The organism is Candidatus Formimonas warabiya (assembly GCF_002777255.1).
GTDB lineage: Bacteria > Bacillota > Dehalobacteriia > Dehalobacteriales > Dehalobacteriaceae > Formimonas > Formimonas warabiya.
The window spans coordinates 5,673,902-5,695,008 of sequence record NZ_CP017634.1; the positions used below are offsets into that span (position 1 = coordinate 5,673,902).

Genomic DNA, 21,107 nt, shown 5'->3' on the forward strand with positions numbered 1-21,107 from the left:
GGTAGACCTGATGAACTACGACTTACTAAAAAGCTTTGATCCGGAACTAATGGAAACGATTGAGTTGGAAAAACAGAGGCAATCAAGCAATATTGAACTTATCGCATCCGAGAACTTTATCAGTGAGGCAGTAATGCTGGCTATGGGTTCCTGTCTGGCCAATAAATATGCAGAAGGCTATCCAGGTAAGCGGTATTACGGGGGCTGTGAGTTTGTCGACATGACTGAAAATATTGCCAGAGAACGGGTGAAGGCTTTGTTCGGGGCAGAGCACGCAAATGTTCAGCCCCACTCGGGCTCCCAGGCAAATATGGGTGTATACATGTCGGTTTTGAAGCCAGGCGACAAGGTCCTAGGAATGAATCTTGCCCACGGGGGGCACCTGACCCATGGAAGCCCGGTAAATTTTTCTGGTATCCTCTACAACTTCATTTCCTATGGGGTAAGTGAAGATGGTTATATAGATTATGAAGAACTAAGGAATACTGTTCTGAAAGAAAGGCCAAGGATGATAGTTGCGGGGGCAAGTGCTTATCCGAGGATGATAGACTTTAAGAGAATTAGGGAAATTTGTGATGAAGTTGATGCATTCATGATGGTCGATATGGCCCATATTGCTGGATTGGTCGCTGCCGGATACCATCCGAGCCCGGTTCCTTATGCGGACTTTGTTAGCACAACTACCCATAAAACGCTGAGAGGTCCCAGAGGTGGAACAATCCTCTGCAAAGCCCAGTACGCGAAGTGCGTTGAAAAAACTATCTTCCCAGGAATCCAAGGCGGGCCATTGATGCATGTCATAGCTGGAAAAGCCGTGTGTTTTAAGGAAGCAGCATCAGACAAATTCAAGGAATATCAGAAAAGAGTGCTGGTAAATGCCCATACTCTTGCCCAGGCTCTTACTGAAAGAGGCTTCAACCTTGTTTCTGGTGGGACAGATAACCATCTGATGCTGGTTGATTTAAGAAACAAAGGAGTGACAGGCAAGGATGCGGAAAATCTGCTGGAACAGGTCGGCATAACAGTAAACAAGAATACCGTTCCTTTTGATACAGAAAGCCCCTTTGTGACAAGCGGTATCAGAATCGGAACTCCGGCCATAACTACAAAAGGCCTTTCTGAAGACGATATGGTAGAAATAGCGGATATCATCAACTGGGTAATAGAAAATAAACACAATGATTTAAAGCCGGCAGGAGAAAGAGTAGCGAGGCTTACACAGAAGTTCACCACATAAATGCTGCGATCAATATCAAAAATGAAGGCTGTCGATTGCTTGGTATAGCCTAAATCAAGAATATAGAACCGTTGGACAAACGGGGATAGCTTGGTAATCATATCGGCGTTAGCTGGTACGTCCCAAGAAGCCCCCACCTTTAAGCGTTAGCGTAGGTAGTGGGAGTATGTCACTAAGCACTTTGTTTTCCGCTTATCGTATCGTTTGTAACCCAATAGAATATTAAGATGAAAGAGAAATGGTCAACGAATAAAGCTGTTGGCCATTTTATTTTTGGTGAACAGGTAGGTCCGGCATGATAATCGAATGCGAATTTGCACCTGCTGCCATACCTGCGAAGTGGCTGCAAGATGGAGCATACATTGCAGGCCATACATATTTGATTTTCATTTTGTTACTTAATATGCAAAATGATAAATTTACCCCTAGAAAAAATAAGTTGTCTAGTGCGATATTTCAAGGCTTTTAAGAAATTTTGATGATGGCATGTTTCTTGCATATCTGAACTTCAAAGGTATATGTGGTACTGGGAGATAGTAAAACCTAGGACTATATTGACAAATAGATACTAAAAAGGATTGATGTTATCGGAAATAAAAAAGAAAGGATGTAAAACAAATGGCGGAATGTAAATTATGGACCCCGATTCAGGTCGGTAGTTACACGTTCAAGAACAGAATCGTCATGGCACCGATGGAGACCCGCTTGTCCACCCCGGAAGGCGACACCACTAAAGAAATGTGCGATTACTACGCGGAACGCGCGAAAGGTGGTGCTGCGGCAATCATCGTGGAAAATACCTTCGTGGACACGATCGCGGCGCGCTCCTCCCTGGTGTCCAGCGGCCTCTATTCCGATCACCTGATCGCCGGGAAGTTTAAACTCGCCGAGGCCATCAAGGACAACGGCGCCGTTGCCATCCTGCAGATTTCCCACGGCGGCATCCAGGCCAGTGCAGGGGCAGTGCCGGGCGTGCAGTGCGTCGGCCCTAGCCCGGTGGCAAGCAAAGTCGTGGGAAGAATGCCAAGAGAGCTTTCGATCGAAGAAATTGAGGCCATTGAGGATGCTTTCGCGCAGGCGGCCCGCAGAGCGAAACAGGCCGGTTTTGACGGCGTCGAGATCCATGGCGCACACGGCTACTTGATCTGCAGCTTCCTGAGCCCCTATACCAACAAGAGAACCGATAAATACGGTGGCAGCTTCGAAAACAGAGCCCGCTTCCCGATAAACATCATTCGAAAGATCCGTGAACAGGTTGGGCCCAACTTCCTTGTCGGCTACAGACTAAGTGGCGAAGAAAAAGTGGAAGGCGGCCTGACCATCAAAGATACCTGCGGATTCGGCCAGATGATCGAAGACCAAGTCGATTACATTCACGTCTCCGTCGGTATCTATGAGACTATGGCCACTTGGATGATCTCCCCGCTTTACTGCCCACAGGCCCCGATCGTGGATCTCGCTTCCGCGATGAAGAAGGCTGTCACCAAGACAAAGGTTATCGCCGTCAACGCACTCAATGCGGAACTAGGTGAAAAAGCGTTGGAAAACGACGATGCAGACCTTATCGCCTATGGTCGTGCTCTGCTCGCGGATCCACAGCTCCCGAATAAGATTAAATCGGGCCGGTTCGAGGATATCTTGCCCTGTATGAGAGGCCACGAAGGCTGCATCTCCTTGTTCTTTGCCGGATGCCCGATTCGTTGCGAAGTTAATCCACCGGCCGGCAGGGAAGGTACCTATCAGATCTGTGAGGCTCGTCAGAAAAAAAACGTCGTGGTCGTCGGCGGCGGTCTGGCAGGCATGGAAGCCGCGAGAGTCGCGGAACTCTATGGCCACAAGGTCACCCTGATCGAAATGAGCAACATGCTTGGCGGGCACTTCATCGAAGCCACCATACCGAAGTTCAAAGCCGAGGCCAGAGGTGTGCTGGAGTGGGAGCGCACTCAGATCGCGAAATCCGGCGTCAATGTCATGATGAACACCGAAGCTACTTCTGAGCTAGTCAAAGAGCTGCAACCAGATGCTCTGATCATTGCTGTCGGCTCTGATTATATCCTGCCGGAGATTCCCGGCATCGAGGCGGCGATAGGTGCAGAGACCGCTCTAATGGAGCCGGAAAAGGTCGGCGTAAAGGCAATCGTCATCGGCGGTGGCCTGGTCGGCGCGGAGACGGCACTCTATCTCGGCCAGATGGGCAAGGAGGTCACCATCCTTGAGCAGCTTGACCTGATTGTACCTGAGGATGAGCCGCTTTCCCAGATTGCGATCGGTGTCGAGCTCGAAACCGCAAAGGTCAAGATTCAAACCGGCGCGAAAGTCGTCAACATTGCTAAGGATGGCGCGACTTACAAGGACAAGGACGGCAATCATCATGAGGTTGAGGCTGATACCGTCATCGCTGCGTTTGGTCTCGGCGCCCGTAAAGCCGTTGCTGCAAAATTTGACGGCATCTGCAGCGATAGCTCTACCTTCATCATCGGTGACGCCGTCAAAGGCCGCAAGATATTTGACTGCATGCACGAGGCTTGGAAAGCCGTCCGCAAAATCAGCGGTGTCATGTAAGTGTTCTGATGTGTACGTCAAAGGAGGTGTTGCATGTAAAAGAATACAAGTAATAATAAGATGTCTTGATCATTCCATTTATCCGATAGCTAACCGCCGCTAATACTCTCATTTCTTTAAGCTGGAGATAAGCGGCGCTAAGCTCCTGGATAACATCTTCTAAGATTCAGATGGGGTTAAAACCCCACCTGAACCCAAGAATATTGTTTATAAGGAGGTATGTTCAATGGCGGTAGAAATTAAAAAAGCCGGCTGTTACACCTGCTGGCAGCAATGCGGTGTCAAATTGCATATTGAAGACGGAGTTTTAAAAAGTCTTGAAGGCGATGCCGAGGCCCTTGTCGGCGGCGGATACAAGTGTGAAAGATTAGAGGCGGTCCCCGAGTTTCATTACCATCCCAAAAGATTGAATTACCCCATGAAACGTGTGGGCAAGCGCGGTGAAGGCAAATGGGAACGGATCTCTTGGGAACAGGCCCTTGACGAAATCGCTGCAAAACTGTCGGATATCAGAGAAAAATACGGACCGGAAGCAATTACTAAGTTCGGGGGAACAGTTCATGGACCGGCAGACTGGGCTTGCTGGCGCTTCTTTAATGTATGGGGATCCCCCAACGTATTCAATCAAGGTAAAAACTGCGGTGAGGCTAATAATTTAATGGAATGCGCCATGTATGGATGGGATAGCCTAGGGGTCGCCCCCGCACCGGGAGTTACCAAAACCATTGTGGTCTGGGGAGCCAACCCAGCCCATAGCTGGATGACCAAGTGGAATGTGATTCTGGAGGCCCAGAAACAAGGTGCCAGATTAATCGTTATCGATCCACGCCTGAGTGAATCGGCTTCCTATGCTGACCTTTGGATCCAGCCCCGCCCGGCAACAGATGGCGCTCTGGCCTGGGGTATGATTCATGTGATTATTAATGAGAATCTATATGATAAGGAATTTGTCGAGAAGTGGTGCTTGGGCTTTGATCAGGTCAAGGAAAAAGCACAAGATTATCCTCCCCATAAAGTCGCTCAAATCACGGGGGTCCAAGAGGAAAAAATCATCCAGTTAGCCCGGATGTATGCCGACGGCCCAACTTGCCTCTGCTGGGGCCTTTCCTCCTGCCATTTCGGTGACGGCGCCGGTCAGGTTGCGGTTCATGCCCAGGCTCTCCTGCGGGCTATTACGGGAAATATCGACCGAGAAGGGGGAAATCCTCTAACTGGCCCCCATGAAGGAGTTGACTGGTTCAAAGGGATTAACTGGGATTACCAAGTTGAAAATTCTGCGCGATCAAGGGACTGTGTCACAGCTGACAAGTATCCTATTTGTTCCATCGGCTCACTGAAACGTTATAACGATGCCATTAAAAAAGCTTGGAACGGTAAAGGCTACGGTTGTTCCTTCTATATGTTGTTCCCTGCTTCCCGCGGCATCTATGATGCAATCCGCTATGAAACACCTTATCCCATCAAAGCCATGTTTATTCAGACAGGTAATCCTCTCATCACTTTAGCTGGAGCAAAAAATTGTTATGAAGCGATGAAAGCAGTTGAATTGTCAGTGGGCATGGACTTCTTCATGACCCCAAGTCTGGCCATGTGCGACTATGTATTACCAGCCGCATCCTGGGTGGAAAGACCTCACCTGATGCTGTTCTGGGGATTGACAAATGTAGCTGTCGCCTACAAACAGCCCATGGAAGCCCTGTACGAAAGAAAAGACGATTACTACCTGTGGAAAGAATTAGCCAAGAGACTAAACCTGCCGGGTGAATGGCCGGAGACCCTGGAAGGTATGTATGACTTGTTCCTGAGACCAACCGGAATGACTTTGGCACAAATGGCGGAGAAAAAAGAGAATTGGCTGCTTCCGCCTCAAGAATTCCATCGCTATGAGAAAGTAGGGTTTGGAACACCTTCCGGAAAATGCGAACTTGTGCCCAGCCTGCTTAAGGATGCGGGGTATGACCCTATCCCGCCCTATAAAGAGCCGCCGCAAAGCAAATATCGGACTCCGGAATTGGCCGAGAGATATCCTTATTCCTTAATCAGCGGTTCCCGTATCCGTCCCTACTGGCATACAAGCTTGCGTGAACTGAAATCCCTGCGCTGGATGCACCCGTACCCTGTGGTTGAGATCCATCCCGATACCGCCAGAAAGCTGGGAATTGCAAATGGCGATATGGTCTATATTGAAACACCGTTGGGACGGGTCCGGCAAAAGGCCAGGCTCATCGAAGGGATCAAACCAGACGTAGTTCATGCCGAAGCTTACTGGTATTTCCCGGAAATGCCGGAAGAAGAACCCTGGCTGTTCGGTGTTTGGGACACCAATATCAACGCCATCATTTCTGATGACTATGATGTCTGTGATTATGCCGGTGACCATCCTTTCCGAGGTGTTCTGTGCAATATTTACAAGGCGGAGACTGCTTTAAACTGTGACGCATATGTCAAACCGGAGGCAGAATAAATTGGCAAGCAGACAAGTCAAGACCAATTGTTTTCTCTGCCCAAATCAGTGCTCAGTGATCCTGGAAGTTTCGGAAGAAGGACTTGTCCAGGATGCCTGGAAAATTTTCAGGGGACATGACCCTTTGGATGTTAAAAAACAGTGCAAACAGCTCAACGGCGTACTTGACAAGAACTTGGATAATGCAAAATCAATGATTCAACGGCCAACTAAACCGCGCATTATTACCGGTGGGCACTGAAAAAAACGACTCATAAAGATTGCCCTTGGATAAATCGGGTCGGGAGGACAATACTCCGGACCCTTTTCATCTAAAGTTGTCTAAACAAATTCCTTCTGACATGGGATATAACGGTTGATAGATAACTTTTATCATAGTAAAATATTAACAAATATATAAAATATTAATAGGTAAACTTTTGGAAGAGAAGGCAGCAATCATAATGGGGGTATTATGATGCAACTAAGTGCTGAGACTGCACAATCCTATCGTCTTCTTTTACAACAGTGGGAAAATATGACAAACGGACAAACAGTTGGCCATCCTTTACTCAGAGCCACGATCAAGGAATCCTGGGACAGATCCAAGGCATTTGGCTTAACTCCTTATGACCCGCATTTTAGTGTTTTACCAGATGACCTATTACAAGCCAAAAAAAAATATCATTACAAATGGTTACTGGATATAGCTAAACCTTATATGAAGCAACTTTATCAGTTTGTCGCCGGATCCGGGTTTATCATAACCTTGAACGATGAAAACGGTTATGTTCTGGAATTAGTCGGTGACAACAATGCGTTCGAAAGTGCCAAACAAATCTCTCTGGTTCCTGGAGTTAATTGGTCGGAACATACCATGGGGACCAGCGGTATTGGTATCTGTCTGGCCACGAAAAAACCCATTCAGTTATGGAGCGCTGAGCACTATCTGCAAATATGCCACTCCTGGACCTGTTCGGCTGCCCCCATCCTCTCCGCAGACGGACGGCTGCTTGGTGTTTTAAATATGTCTGCTAATGCCGATAAAGTCCATTCCCATACGCTTGGCATGGTAGTGGCCGCAGCTCAGGCGATCACCCGAGGGCTTGAAGCCTATCATATTCGAAAAAGCCAGGAGGTAAGCAATAACTTTTTCCAGATCGCCTTTGAGAATGTTTCGGAAGGCCTGATCTTTGTCGACCAAAAAGGCGTCGTAAAACAAATAAACTCCTCCGCCCAGCAATTGCTCAACATATGCCCGGACAGTGAACAGCTTTTACCGGAGGAGACTGTCACCGGTTTGAGATTGAATGAAACCCTTGTTCATGGCCGACAAATGATAAATGAGAAAGTCCATTTGGATTTTCCTTCCCTGTCCAGGAAAGGCAATTTGTTGGTTACATCATCTCCCATCCGTAATGATCAGACCATTATTGGCGCCGTAATGATTTTACGTAAAACCGAACCCATACGGGAAATTGCGAACCAGGCTCCAGACTCCAATTCATATTTCACTTTCGACAATATTCTGGGGGAGAGCCCCAGCATCAAAAAAGCGATCCAACTGGCCGCTTCTGTTGCCGATTTCTCCTCCCATGTTCTGTTAATGGGTGAAACAGGTACCGGTAAAGAAATGTTCGCTCAGGCCATCCATAACGCAAGCAAACGTCGTTCCGGCCCCTTCATCGCTGTTAATTGTGCATCTATTCCCCGGGAATTGGTAAGCAGTGAGCTATTCGGATACCAGGAAGGTGCTTTTACCGGTGCCCGGCGCAATGGCTCACCCGGAAAATTCGAGTTGGCTCACGGCGGTACTATTTTTTTGGACGAGATTGAGGATATGCCTTTGGAGCATCAGCCGGTTTTATTAAGGGTTCTCGAAGAAAAAAAAGTAACCCGGATCAGCGGACGTTATCCAATTCCGGTTGACGTCAGAGTCATTGCTTCTACCAACCTTGATTTACTGGATAAAGTAAATAATAAAGGTTTTCGGCGTGATCTTTTCTACCGGCTCAATGTGATTTGTATCCAGATACCCCCTTTGCGGGAAAGAAGAGAAGATATTCCCCTCCTGACTGAGTATTTTCTAAAAAAGTTCAACAAAAAGCTTGCCATGAAGGCCTTCTTTACCCAAGAAACCCTACAAGCCCTGAAACAATATGACTGGCCCGGAAATGTTCGAGAACTGGAAAATACAGTCCAATATGCCATCTTTCTATCAGGAGGAAAAATGATTACTCCTGACCACTTGCCCTGTCATGCTCATCCAAAAAGAACAGAAGAAACCTTATCATTAAAGATTACCGAAAGCGACTATATTAAAAAGGCATTGGAAGTTTCCCAGGGTGATACGTCCAAGGCAGCTAAAATGCTGGGAATCAGCCGGACCACGCTATATCGCAAATTGAAAAAAACTTAAGAAATGACAATGATTTCTCCAGTAGGTAAAGGGGAAAGATGCTGTGACTAAGGAATAAGAGAACTTTTGTAAAGACAGATGACAGATGGGTATTACTGATCATTTTTGTTGAGAAAAAAAGATTTGTTCTTTAAAGTAGATGAAGATTTTAAAAATGAGGATTGAAATAGGCTATGAAATAGCAGATGTCAATCCTCTTTTATTTTTCTCAGTAGATACCATAATCTGAACCTGAAGGCTAGTCACCGTCAGTGCTGGTTTAGCTTTGAAAATATCCAGATTAGGCAAAGGTTATTAAAATTAATACTGGTCTGATTGTTACAGGCGGGGCAAAAGTAAATGCTTTACATTGATCGCCCTTATTTATTATTAAATCTTATATAGTAATATATTTCCCTGACCCATATAATCAAGCCATGTTAACATAATTCAACAAAATATAGTTGGCTGAGATTTAGGGTCGAATATTTCAGGCGCTTGATATATTAGCTTACAATGAAGAGGTGCGATCAGATGCGGTACGATTTAGTAGTAGAAAATGGAAGAGTAATAGACCCTGAAAGTAATACGGATGAAATGTTGTCGTTAGGGATTAACCAGGGGATCATCGAAACGGTCAGTAAAGAAAAGTTAACCGGAAAAAGGGTTATAGACGCGTCTGGCTGTATTGTGAGCCCCGGGTTTATTGATATTCATGCCCATGAAGACTTTATTCTGGACGCTTCACAGGGGGAAGGCATTCCTTTTCAGACGGCGATGGCTTTGCTCCGTTCAGGGGTGACGACCATGCTGGGGGGAAATTGCGGAATTGGGGCTTATCCCTTTGAATCCTATCTGGAGAAGTTAAAAAATACTCCCTTACCTTTAAACTATCATACCATGATCGGCTACAGTTCCCTGCGCGATGGGCTGGGTATTGATTTGTACAGTTCTCCTTCCCGCGCCCAGATCCAACGTTTGAAAGAAATGGTGATAGAAGGAATGGAGTTAGGTCTCCCGGGTGTTTCGTTTGGCCTGCAATATACTCCCGGCACCACGAGGGAAGAAATGCTGGAAATAGCCAGGGTCGTCAAGGATTATGACCGTTTTATCGCTGTTCATTTGCGCTATGATTATCCTTTGATGGCGCAAGAGACCGTGCGGGAGATGTCGGAAATAGTCAAGGTTACCCAGGTGAAACTGCAGCTTTCTCACCTGGCCGCCAATGTGTACGGCGGGGACAACATGAAAAAGGTTTTAGCATTGATAGCAGAGATGAATGAGCGGGGCTTTGATGTGAAAGGGGACATGTATCCCTATGATGCCTGGTCTACGGGAATCAAGTCGGCGGTTTTTGACAATGATCCTTTCCATAACTACAACTTTACCTATGGGGATATGGAGATCATCACCGGTCCCCGGGCGGAACAAAGGTGTACGGCGGAAATTTTTCGGGAATTGAGGGAGCAGGAGGAGGATACCCATGTCACCTGCCATAACGCCACGCCGTGGGTCGACATTGTGGGAGTCCTTTCCAGCCCGTTTATGTTTTTGGGAAGCGATGGGATGATGACCAAAGATGCGGTGACGGGAGAAATAAAAGGACATCCCCGTAGTTCGGGCACCACTGCCAGATTCCTCCGCCTTTTTGTCAGAGACCAAGCTTTGCTGGATCTGAAAACAGCCCTGGGGAAAATGACCCTCGATCCCGCAAACCGTTTGCAGTTGCAGCCCAAGGGCAGGCTGCAGGCGGGCAAGGATGCCGATATCACCATTTTTCAACTTGACCGGCTGAGAGAAAAGGGAGAGTACGGCATCGATATTTGTGCCCTGCCCCCGGTAGGAATCAAATATGTAGTGGTGGGAGGACAGATCGTCTATACGGAAAAAGAGGGGGCCCAGTTTGCCCAGGAAATCGAAGCCAGACAGAGATTAAAATTAAACGGGAGAGTGAAGCCATGAAATTAAACTTTGTCAAGCTCAGCCCGGCCAAAAATACCACAGTCCTGATCACCGATTACGTTGATCCCGTTTTTTATCAGGAAATAGCCCGTGTGGTGATGCGCTATGAATATCTGGGCGCGGAACAAGTCGGTTTTATTGTACCGCCCCGCAACAAGAACTCCCGCTTGAGACTGGAGATGTCGGGGAGCGAATTCTGCGGCAATGCGGTTTTGTCTGCCGCAGCCCTTGGTATCTATAAGGGACTTTGCCGGGAGGATCATTTTTGTATTGAGTCTTCCGGGACGGCCCTGCCTCTCTCTTGTGAAGTAATCGTCCGCGCCAAGAACCTGTCCAGAATGAAAGCCGAAATGCCCAAGCCGGACAAAATGGAACAACTCAAGATCGATACCGGGGAAAAAGAAATCCCAGGCTGCCTGGTACAATTGCCGGGGATCAGCCACTTCGTTACAAACTGTGATCTTCCCAGGGAAAGTTACGACCAGGTGATGGAAATTCTCCAAAGCAAAAGCGATGCCAAAGCTCTTGGGATCATTTCTTACCGGGAACTGGGCGGGGAAAAGTACGAAATCTTTCCTTTTGTATTTGTGCGAGATTCCGGCAGCAAAGTCTTTGAACAAGCTTGCGGTTCCGGCAGCCTTTCTCTGGGGGCTTATCTTCATGCCACAGAGGGTAAAAGCATATTAGAGGTGCAGCAACCGGGCGGAACCATTACCGTTGAGACCGGTGTTAAGGATTATTTAACGGCCGATGTTTTTTTTACCTGCGAAGGGCTGGTCGATATTGCCGAAAACAGGTGATGCTCCAGACACATAATTATTGGTATCCCTTGAGAAGCTATGAGGAGAAATAGGGAACCTCAGGGCTGCGGGGAAGTAAATGGAGAGGGGAGGAAAGGGCCTTTTAAAATAAAAATTTGGAAAGAGAAGGGGGGGGCAAGGGTTCATTTTTGGATCAAAACCAACTGGCAAATTAGTTACTTTCCTAATTATATATTAAGGAGGGGTTTTCATGAATTGGGGAGCACTATTAATTGTGGTAGTATATCTGGCGATAACATTGTTTATCCCTATGTATGCCGGCAAAAAGAATACTGTTACCAATGACGACTACACGGTGGGCGGACGTAAATTTGGCACACTCTTCTTATTTTTTACCCTGCTTTCTACGGTTGTGGGTGCGGCATCTGTTGTCGGTTATACCGGATGGTATTATGTGCGCGGCATGTCCCAGCTCTGGTTTATTCTTGGTATTGCACTCAGTTATTGCATTTATATTTTCTATTTAGCGCCCAGAATCAACGATTTTGGCTTTAAGCACGGCGGCGAAACCGTAGGCGACTGGATTGCGTACCGCTACGGAAAAGCATCGAGAATCCTTACCTCCATTATCATTATGATCGGCTACCTTGCCATTACCGCTTTCCAATATATGGCGATGGCGACGATTTTTGTCAAGATCACCGGTCTGTCATTTACCGTCAGCCTGATTATTACGGCAATCATTGTGATACTTCATACCTCCTATGGTGGTTTATGGGCGGTTGCCAGCAACAATGTTCTCCAGGGATCGATCACTCTCTTTGGCTTGCTGATTTTAGCCACGTTTTTGATTATGCATGCCGGCGGCCTGGGCGCCGTTTTTGCTTCCGCTCCGGCAGAACACTTCCAGGCTTTTGGCTACTTTACGCCCGGCGCGGCCATTTCTTCCACCCTGGTGTTCCTTTTGGGGATTATCTCCTGGCCTGATATGTGGCAGCAATGCTATGCCGCTAAGGACCAAAAGACCTTGAAAAAATCTATGGTTTTATTCCTCGTCGCCCTGATTCTGCTCTGCGGCGTGATCATGCTGGTGATCGGTTTCACTGCTCTTTCCCTTTACCCCAACTATGAAACACCGGAAAGCATCCTGCCCTTTATGATCATGGATCAGTTTAACGTTGTCGTGGGCGCCTTGTTCCTTTCCGTCCTGCTCGCCGTGATCTTGGGCGGTGCCGATACCCTTTTGCTGGTCAGCTCCATGATCCTCCATAAAGACCTTTATAATTCGGTCCGTCCCAATGCCAGTGAGCAGGAGAACTTACGGGCCAGCAAATTGAGCGCTTTGCTCTGTGGGGTGGTGGTGCTGGTTTTGGCCATTATTGCGCCGTCGATGTTTGATCTCTGGGTGATGAGCGCCGACCTGATGGGGGCCACCCTGGCCGTGCCCATCCTTTTAGGCTTTGCTTGGAAAAGGCCTTCTTCTGTGGCCGGGTTTGCCTCCATCATCGCCGGTCTCCTGGGCTGGGTCCTTGCCTACACCGGAGCCGTTCCTGGCGACGGCATCGTTTTGGGGGCAGGTTTCTCCCTGGTTGCCTATCTCATCGCGGCCTTTGTTAAGCCTAATACGAAAGAATTGCCGGACAGTAATCAGGAAAGCACAAAAGAAGCAGGGGCAATCTAATGCAGTTTTTTTCATGCTTCTCAACGGATCTCATAGAAGGAATATCGAGAAGCGGAATCTATTATGAAAGCCTTTCCTGATGATAATAAATGGCTGCTATTAGATAGGAGCCATTTATTTGTTCACCCGGCATGCCTGCTGAGGAGCCCACCGGGCAGGAAAGAATAAAAAAAGAAGCGATTACGTTCTGAGGACCCGATAGATGAGGTTGACAGGTAGCTGTCACAACCCCTATCATGGGCATATAAAAGAAAAAGGGCTCAGATGACCCTGCCGGTTTAGCAAATTAACGTTATAAAGAGTTCCGGTTACAATTTGCCCTTGCTCGGGTGTGACATTTAAGGATGGTGTGGGATGGATTATCAGCAAAAATTAAAATCCTATAACTTATTGATCAAGATGGGTGAGAATATTACTTCTTCCCTTAATAATGATGAGATTCTGGATTATATCCTGAAGGAAGTAATCGCGGTCTTTCCGGCCGCCGATGCCGGTGTTTTATATTTATATGATGAAGCGCAAGATATTCTGCGTTTACAGTCCTATGCGGGTTTTGACGGTGATATTCTGCTGAAAAACATTCCTCCGGGAGTAGCGATCAGCGGCACCACCTTTGCCCGCAAGAAATCGGTAATCATCAATAGTGTGGAGGAGCTTAAAGAATATATCAAAGCGACGCCGGACATCCCTTTGGAAAGATTCACCCGTGGGATGCCATTTGACGAATATCCCAAGGCCATTATGTCCACCTGTTTAATTATTCATGATCAGATCATTGGCGTGATTACCGTAGATAATTATGGTCTGGCCCAGAAGTTTTCCGAGGAAGACATGGAGTTATTGAAGGCGGCAGCCGATTATGCCGCCATCGCTATTTTTCAATCCAATATGATCAAAAAAGAGAAGTACTATATCAAAGAATTACAAAAAAGCAAACAGGACCTGGAAAAAATGCTTATGATCCAAAATCATTTTACCGATATCATTTTGCGGGAAACTGGTTTTCCGGGGATCCTGGATTATTTGGCGGAAATAATCGCTTTTCCGGTAGTTTTATATAATATTTTATTAGAACCTGTGGGACATTCCCAAAATGGGGCGGATTGCCAGCTGCCGGCCAGTTTCCTCAATTTCAGCCGCTATAATGAATTTGTAAAAAACAAGCTGAAGAATATCATGCCCTATAAGGTTGAGCAGGAAACCTACTTTATTTCTCCGGTGATCGGCAAAAATAAGCTGTTAGGGTTTTTGGTCGTTTTCCCCGGCACACAGGAATTAGGCGAAGTGGAAAAACTGGCTCTGAGCTACGCCTCTATGGTGGCTGCTCAGGAATGGCTCAAACAGGATGCGGTTTTCGAAACCGCACAAAAGGGCAAAGGAGACCTTTTCCACGGCGCTTTGTCGGGCTTCATCGATAAGAGCCTGATTCAGCATGCGGAAAAGCTGGGACTGGATTATCGAGATTATTTTGGCGTGATCATGGTGAAGAAAGGTTTTTCCACTCCGGACAGCTCCCTGGAGGAAGCCGCCCGGGAGGATAAACTGCTGAAAGATATCATCTCTCTTTTGGGAAGGTATAGTATCAACGGCATTGTGATTCCGGAAAGAAATCTCATCTATGTAATGGTTTCTTTTCCTAAAAGCACCAAGACCGGTCAAAAGAAGATTATTGAGATCGGTTGTGAAATACTGCAGTTAAATGAGAATATCCAGATCACCGTGGGACAGTTGTACGAAAACCTTTCCAACCTGTCCAAATCTTATACGGAGGCCTGGGAATGCTTTGAGATACTGGATAAATACCCTATGGCGTCAAAGATCATCAATTATGAACAATTGGGCATCCTGCATTTGATCCTAAAACTGGAAACCGACGAGTTAAATAGTTATATCGATAAAATCCTAAAGCCCCTTTTGGATTACGATGCGCAGAAAGACGCCGGGCTGTTGGATACCTTGCAGGCATATATCAGCTTTAACAAGAACATTAAAAATGTGGCGGAAAACATGAACATCCACTATAACACGGCTTATTGGCGAATAAAAAAGGCGGAAGAAATCCTGCACCAGGATTTCGGCAATACCCAGGACTGGTTCAATGTTCAGGCCGCTTGTATGCTTTACGGTATCATCAACAGGAACGAGGGATATTAGTCCAAGGGAGGATATCGCCCGTTTTAGGCAAGAAAAAAAGGCCCGAAGGCCTTTAAAAAAACTTTTTTAGAACCCCTGCTGCTCGGTACGGAGAATGATCTCGTCCTGCAGCTCGGTGGTCAGATTATTGAAGTAATCGCTGTACCCGGCCACGCGGACGATGAGGTCATGATAATTTTCCGGATGATGCTGGGCGTCCCGGAGCATATTGCTGTCCACCACGTTGAACTGGATGTGGTGGCCGTCCATGCGGAAGTAAGAACGGATCAGGTCTTTCAGGCAGGCCAGACCGGTCTCCCCTTCCAGCACGGAGGGGGTAAACTTCTGGTTCAGCAGTGCGCCGCCCGTGCGGAGCTGGTCCAGCTTGGCCGCGGATTTGATTACCGCGGTAGGACCGCATTTGTCCGCCCCCTGCACGGGAGAGATGCCTTCGGAGAGGGCCACGCCCGCTTTCCGGCCGTCCGGGGTGGCACCGATGACGGAGCCGAAGTAGACGTGGCAGGTGGTGGGCAGCATTTCTACCCGGTACTGACCGCCGTTGGGGGTGGGTCTGCCGTTGACCAGGTCATAGATAATTTCGAACATGCCCATGATTAAGCTGTCCGCCCGGTCGTCGTCATTGCCGTATTTAGGCGTCTTGTTCAGGAAGATCTGGCGTTCCTTCTCGAAGCCTGCGAAGTTGGCGTTCAGCACGGCCAGCATCTTATCCATGGTCAGGGTCTGATCGTCGAAAATATGCTTTTTGATGGAGCTGAAGCAGTCGGTGATGGAGCCCAGGCCCACAAACTGGATGTAGCGGCTGTTGTAGCGCGCACCGCCCGCATTGTAGTCTTTGCCCTTGGTGATGCAGTCTTCGGTGATCACGCTCATGAAGGGAGAGGGCATATATTTGGCATAGAGCTTTTCGATCACGTTGTTGCCCCGGATGTCTACGTCGATGAAGTAGGCGATCTGTTTTTTAAAGGCTTCCATGAGATCGTCCATGCTTCGGAAGTTCCGGGAATCGCCGGTTTCCAGTCCGATCTTTTTGCCGGTCTGGGGATCAACGCCGTTGTGCAGGGTAATCTCCAGCACCTTGACCATGTTGAAGTAACCGGTGAGAATGTAAGCTTCCTTGCCGAAGGCGCCCACTTCCACGCACCCGGAGGTGCCGCCTTTGCGGGCGTCTTCCAGGCTCTTGCCCTGGCGGAGCAGTTCCTGCACCACGGCGTCGTGGTTGAACACGGAGGGGAAGCCCATGCCTTCCCGGATCACCCGGCAAGCTTCGATGACGAATTTGTCCGGATTCCTTTTGCTGATCTGCACGTTGGTGGACGGCTGCAAAATGCGCATATCCTTGATCACATCCAGCAGGAGGTAGGAGACGTCGCAGACGCCGTCGGTACCGTCGGCCTTCATACCGCCGATGTTGATATTGCAAAAATCGGTGTATGTGGCGCTTTCCTTTAGGGTAATGCCCACCTTAGGCGGCGCGGGCTGGTTGTTGAATTTTACCCAGAAGCTTTCCAGCAGCTCCATGGCGCTTTCCCGGGTGAGGGTGCCGGCGGCAATCTCTTTCTGATAGAAAGGATTGAGATGCTGGTCCAGATGGCCGGGGCAGTATGCATCCCAGGTGTTCAGCTCGGTGATGACGCCCAGATGGACGAACCAGTACATCTGCAATGCTTCATGAAAGGTGCGGGGCGCGTGGGCGGGGACCCATGCGCAGTTCTCCGCGATCTGGATCAGCTCGGCTTTCCGCTTTTCATCCTGGCATTCTGCAGCCATTTCCTGGGCCTTCTCCGCATAGCGCCGGGCGAAGATGATCAGGGCGTCGCAGGCAATGTCCATGGCCTTCAGCTCTTCCTGCTTGTCATAGGCTTCGAAGTCGTTGACAAAGTCGAGACTATCCAGGTGTTTCTTGATTTCGGCTTTGAAATCCAGCATGCCTTTATAATAGATTTTGTCGTCGCAGACGGTGTGGCCAGGAGAACGTTGTTCCATGAATTCGGTGAAGATACCGGCTTCATAGCAGTCATGCCATTCCGGGGTCATCTGATCCATGATCAGGTCCCGGACGGCCTTGCCTTTCCAGAAGGGGATGATGGTCTCTTCCTGAATCTTTTTGGCCTCGTCGCTGACCTTGAAAAAGATTTTATCCCGTTGGTCCATGATCTCAAAGTCTTCCACACTGTGGCAGCACAGTTCGGGATACGTGGGCGCGGACTGGGGTTTGGGGCCGCGTTCGCCCACGATCAGTTCTCCGTCCAGAATGACTACGGTCTTGTTTTCGCAAAGATGTTTGAAAGACAGGGCCCGCAGCACCGGGATGGAAACCTTGCCCTGATATTTCTGATACGCTTCCGTCATCAGAACGGCCCGTTCGATGGAGATGGTAGGCACGGTGCTGACGCTCTGCTCACGTAATTTCTGAATCCGCTCATTCATGCCGAGGATTTTGGTTGTTTCTGTTGACATGATCGTTTAACCTCCTATATGAACATTCAAGCCCTGCTTGGACAGGATATCCGCCAGTTCCTGCATCTGTTCAGCCGTAGGCTCCTCAATGTGGGAGACGGTGTAGGGCAGGCACAGACGGTGATATTTCGCTTCTGCCATTTTATGATAAGGCAGCAAATAGATTTCTTTTAATCCCAGATCCTGCATCAGAGCGCCGATGCGCCGGATATGTTCGGGGGCGTCGTTAATGGTGGGCACCAAAGGTACACGAATCCACACCTGGGCGCCTTTCTTCACGATATGGCGCAGATTGTGCTGAATGGGCGCTACCGGTGCCTTCATGTACTTCCGGTGTACCTCATCATCCAAATGTTTGATATCATAGAGGAACAGATCCACATAAGGCAGTACGGCGTCAAAGACCTCCTCAGGTACAAAGCCGCTGGTATCTACCGCAGTGTGGTAGCCCAGTTCCTTGCACCGTTTGAGGAATTCCACCGCGAACTCCTTCTGACTCAGGGGCTCGCCGCCGCTTAAGGTCACGCCGCCGCCGCTCTCTTCATAGAAGACCCGGTCTTTTTCCACCTCTGCCAGCACCTGCTCCACTGTCATTTCCTTCCCCAGCTTTTCCAAGGCCAGAGTAGGGCAAAGGTCGGTACATGTGCCGCAACAAACGCAACGCTCCCGATCAATGACGATGCCCTGTGCCGTAGCTTTCAGAGCCTGATGGGGGCAGGCCTCCACGCAGGACAGGCATCCAATGCATTTCCCTCCATACCATACGATTTCCGGCTGGAAGGCCTGGGTCTCCGGGTTGTGGCACCAGGCGCACAGAAGGGGGCAGCCTTTCAAAAAAACGGTGCTGCGGATGCCCGGGCCGTCATGGATGGAATATTTCTGGATGTTGCTGACCAACGCAGTTGTCACAGTAATACCTCCCTAAAATAATTATAGCAAAAATATTGGCGCATAGGAGTAAAATCTTTTGCCCCGGGAAAAGGTTCAGCTGAGTTCAAAGCCTTCCGCGAGAGGATCTTCCGGGTCCATCATAAAGGTGCTCATGCCGGTAATAAAGGCGCGCCCGCTGATTTCCGGCACGATCGCCGGCATCCCGGCAATTTCCGTCTCCTCGATAATCCGGCAGGTGAATATGCTTCCGATCAGGCTCTCGTGAACAAAGGTTTCATTAACCTTTAATTCGCCCTTGGCATGCAGCAGCGCCATTTTGGCAGAGGTCCCGGTACCGCAGGGAGATCGATCGATGGCGGCGGAGGTAATGATGACCGCGTTCCGGGCAGAAACGCCCGGTGTAGCCGAGGGAGCGGAAAACTCGATATGCGTGACCTTGTCCACAAAGGGAAGCAAGGGATGGCGGACCTGGATCTGCTCATTGATGTACTTTCTCAGCAAAACACCCTTTGCCACAATTTCTTTGGACCGTTCCGGCACCAGCTCCAACCCAAGAGCGGCCGCCGACAGAATGGCATACATATTTCCCCCATAGGCCACGTCAAAGACAACACGTCCGAATTCAGGCGTGTCGACGCAGTAGTCACGACCAATCACAAAGGCAGGCGCATTCAAAAACGTAACACTCTTCGCTCTTTGATTCTCTACTTTCACACGGACTTTCACAATACCGCCGGGGGTATCCAAAACAATGTCGGTAAAGGGTTCTTTCACTTCCACCATGCCCGTTTCCACCAAAGCCGTAGCCACGCCGATGGTATCATGGCCGCACATGGGGAGCCAGCCCCCGGTTTCATAATAGATGACGCCGATATCCGTCCCGGGAGTGCAGGGAGGCGTTAAAAAGGCGCCGGACATCACTTCGTTGCCCCGGGGTTCCAGACTTAATACTTTACGCATCCAGTCATTATGCGTCTGCATATAAATGAATTTTTCCTGCATCGTCGCACCGGGAATCACCGGCACACCGCCTACCACGGTTCGGGTGGGTTCCCCGCCGGTATGGGTATCGATGGTTTGAAAAGTTCTCCAAATTCTCATTTTACCAGCCCATCAAATGCAATGGGCCCTCCTTTCATACCGGAAATCCGCACATTTAATAAATCTCCCCCACATGCGTAAAGAATGACGGGACCCGCAAAACATCATCTAAATATAATAATAACAAAATCCGCGCAATAATCTATTATCCTTAAGGATACTTTTTTCCCTTTCCAGGATACCCGTGCCAAATCTTTCGCGGACTTTGCCCAATTGCCTTGTTTCTCTATGGGCATTGATGATATAATCAAAAATTAATACAGGCCTATTTTACCCTACCGGCAGGGGGATAAAAATTTATCATAGGAGATGAGCAGATGAATCTCGATGATAACAATAAACTTTTGCTGCCTTCCACGATCAAAACGATCAATGAAATGATTGCAGAGCTATACGATGATACGAAAACCATCGATGAGCGTATGGAAAAATTCTCTAAAACTCTTTGCGATATTATCTATTTTGAGAAAGCCAACGTTTTGTTCTATGAAAAAATGAACGAAACCTACAAAACCCACTCCTCTTTTGTGGTGAATTGGGATAAAAAAAGCTGGCAGAGCTACAATGAATGGTATTGCCAATTCGATGACGTTTTGCCTATTCTGGATTCCCAAAACTACGTTCTGTTCCGCACCAGTGATATGTTCAATGACCGGATGCGGCAAAATACCGTCTATTATCGGGAATTCCTTGATCCGGAACATTTGCACGACTCCATCGAGGCCAATTTTAAAGTCCAAAGTGAAAGTGGCCTGCGGGGGATCTTTTCCATTCATCGCCCCAGAGACAAGCGGCCATTCAGCGCCAGTGAGCTGGAGATCATCAAGCTGTTCCAGCCCCATTTTACAAATGTGCTGCGCAACTATGGTTCGGAAGCCAGCTTATTCAGCTTTCTGCACTTGATCGAGCAGCAAAACTGCGTGGGCATCTGCTTGTTTGATAAAGAACTTAAATTGGTAGGCTACAATCCCACCTTTGAAGCCTTTCTCAATGAGCATGAGGAAGCGGATTTTCTGAATAACATCTTTATCACCACCGCGCGCACCCTGTGCAAACAGATGGAGGAAGAGCAACCGCGTCATGGCAGGAGACCGACCCCTGTGGAATATAAGTTTACCGACCGGCCTGTTTTTATGGAGGTTAACAAAGCATATCTTGACCCCGGGAAAACAAAAGAATATTATTGCTGCATGTTTTATGACCTTTCCCGGATTCTGGGGAAGACGCTGGAGCAGGTCAAACATCAGTACGACTTGACGCCAAGAGAATTTGAAATCGTAAACCGCCTGCTGCGCGGGTATTCCAACGACCAGATCGCCAAAGAGCTTTTCATCAGCATCCCCACCGTGAAAAAGCATCTGGCCTCCCTCTATTGCAAAATGGATATCAACGGGCAGAAACAGATTATGGAAAAGATCAAGTTCCTTTAGCCGGGAGCGTTTTTGCTGCAGGAAGGTCCT

The 21,107-nt window shown here is 48.3% G+C and carries 13 protein-coding genes; 10 read left to right on the forward strand and 3 right to left on the reverse strand.

What is annotated here, in order from left to right; genetic code table 11:
* Nucleotides 1-10: 10 nt before the first annotated feature.
* The 9 genes from glyA to DCMF_RS25670 all read left to right on the forward strand — a co-directional run bounded on the left by glyA (nucleotide 11) and on the right by DCMF_RS25670 (nucleotide 15,198).
* Entirely contained in the window at nucleotides 11-1,237 is a 1,227-nt protein-coding gene (gene glyA, locus DCMF_RS25630) for a serine hydroxymethyltransferase (RefSeq protein ID WP_148137065.1), read from the forward strand.
* Nucleotides 1,238-1,855: 618 nt separating this feature from the next.
* The gene (locus DCMF_RS25635) at nucleotides 1,856-3,799 is read left to right on the forward strand and encodes an oxidoreductase (RefSeq protein ID WP_148137066.1); all 1,944 of its coding nucleotides are present in this window, start codon (nucleotides 1,856-1,858) and stop codon (nucleotides 3,797-3,799) included.
* A 226-nt stretch (nucleotides 3,800-4,025) separates the two neighbouring features.
* Nucleotides 4,026-6,263 carry a molybdopterin-containing oxidoreductase family protein gene (locus DCMF_RS25640; RefSeq protein ID WP_148137067.1) on the forward strand — a complete coding sequence of 746 codons (2,238 nt, stop codon included), beginning with the start codon at nucleotides 4,026-4,028 and terminating at the stop codon, nucleotides 6,261-6,263.
* Nucleotide 6,264: 1 nt separating this feature from the next.
* The gene (locus DCMF_RS25645) at nucleotides 6,265-6,504 is read left to right on the forward strand and encodes a hypothetical protein (RefSeq protein ID WP_148137068.1); all 240 of its coding nucleotides are present in this window, start codon (nucleotides 6,265-6,267) and stop codon (nucleotides 6,502-6,504) included.
* Nucleotides 6,505-6,717: 213 nt separating this feature from the next.
* Nucleotides 6,718-8,661 carry a sigma-54-dependent Fis family transcriptional regulator gene (locus DCMF_RS25650; protein WP_148137069.1) on the forward strand — a complete coding sequence of 648 codons (1,944 nt, stop codon included), beginning with the start codon at nucleotides 6,718-6,720 and terminating at the stop codon, nucleotides 8,659-8,661.
* Nucleotides 8,662-9,174: 513 nt separating this feature from the next.
* Nucleotides 9,175-10,602 (forward strand): amidohydrolase family protein, encoded by a 1,428-nt coding sequence (locus DCMF_RS25655; protein ID WP_214658905.1) that lies wholly within the window; start codon nucleotides 9,175-9,177, stop codon nucleotides 10,600-10,602.
* On the forward strand, nucleotides 10,599-11,402 hold the full coding sequence (locus tag DCMF_RS25660; protein WP_148137071.1) for a histidine racemase CntK family protein: 804 nt from the start codon (nucleotides 10,599-10,601) through the stop codon (nucleotides 11,400-11,402). The genes DCMF_RS25655 and DCMF_RS25660 overlap by 4 nt, the downstream gene beginning before the upstream one ends.
* 211 nt (nucleotides 11,403-11,613) lie before the next feature.
* A complete protein-coding gene (locus tag DCMF_RS25665; protein ID WP_148137072.1) occupies nucleotides 11,614-13,044 on the forward strand; it encodes a sodium:solute symporter family protein in 1,431 nt (476 codons plus the stop codon).
* A 354-nt stretch (nucleotides 13,045-13,398) separates the two neighbouring features.
* Entirely contained in the window at nucleotides 13,399-15,198 is a 1,800-nt protein-coding gene (locus tag DCMF_RS25670) for a helix-turn-helix domain-containing protein (protein WP_148137073.1), read from the forward strand.
* A gap of 66 nt (nucleotides 15,199-15,264) precedes the next feature.
* Here DCMF_RS25670 and hypD read toward each other — a convergent pair whose 3' ends face one another.
* The 3 genes from hypD to DCMF_RS25685 form a co-directional block, all read right to left on the reverse strand.
* A complete protein-coding gene (hypD, locus tag DCMF_RS25675; protein WP_148138081.1) occupies nucleotides 15,265-17,625 on the reverse strand; it encodes a trans-4-hydroxy-L-proline dehydratase in 2,361 nt (786 codons plus the stop codon).
* Nucleotides 17,626-17,661: 36 nt separating this feature from the next.
* Entirely contained in the window at nucleotides 17,662-18,564 is a 903-nt protein-coding gene (locus DCMF_RS25680) for a glycyl-radical enzyme activating protein (RefSeq protein WP_214658906.1), read from the reverse strand.
* A 75-nt stretch (nucleotides 18,565-18,639) separates the two neighbouring features.
* A complete protein-coding gene (locus DCMF_RS25685) occupies nucleotides 18,640-19,647 on the reverse strand; it encodes a proline racemase family protein (protein ID WP_148137075.1) in 1,008 nt (335 codons plus the stop codon).
* Nucleotides 19,648-19,964: 317 nt separating this feature from the next.
* Here DCMF_RS25685 and DCMF_RS25690 point away from each other — a divergent pair, with 317 nt between their 5' ends.
* Nucleotides 19,965-21,077, forward strand: coding sequence for a helix-turn-helix transcriptional regulator (locus tag DCMF_RS25690; protein WP_148137076.1), 1,113 nt, complete (start codon nucleotides 19,965-19,967; stop codon nucleotides 21,075-21,077).
* The last annotated feature ends 30 nt before the right edge of the window (nucleotides 21,078-21,107 follow it).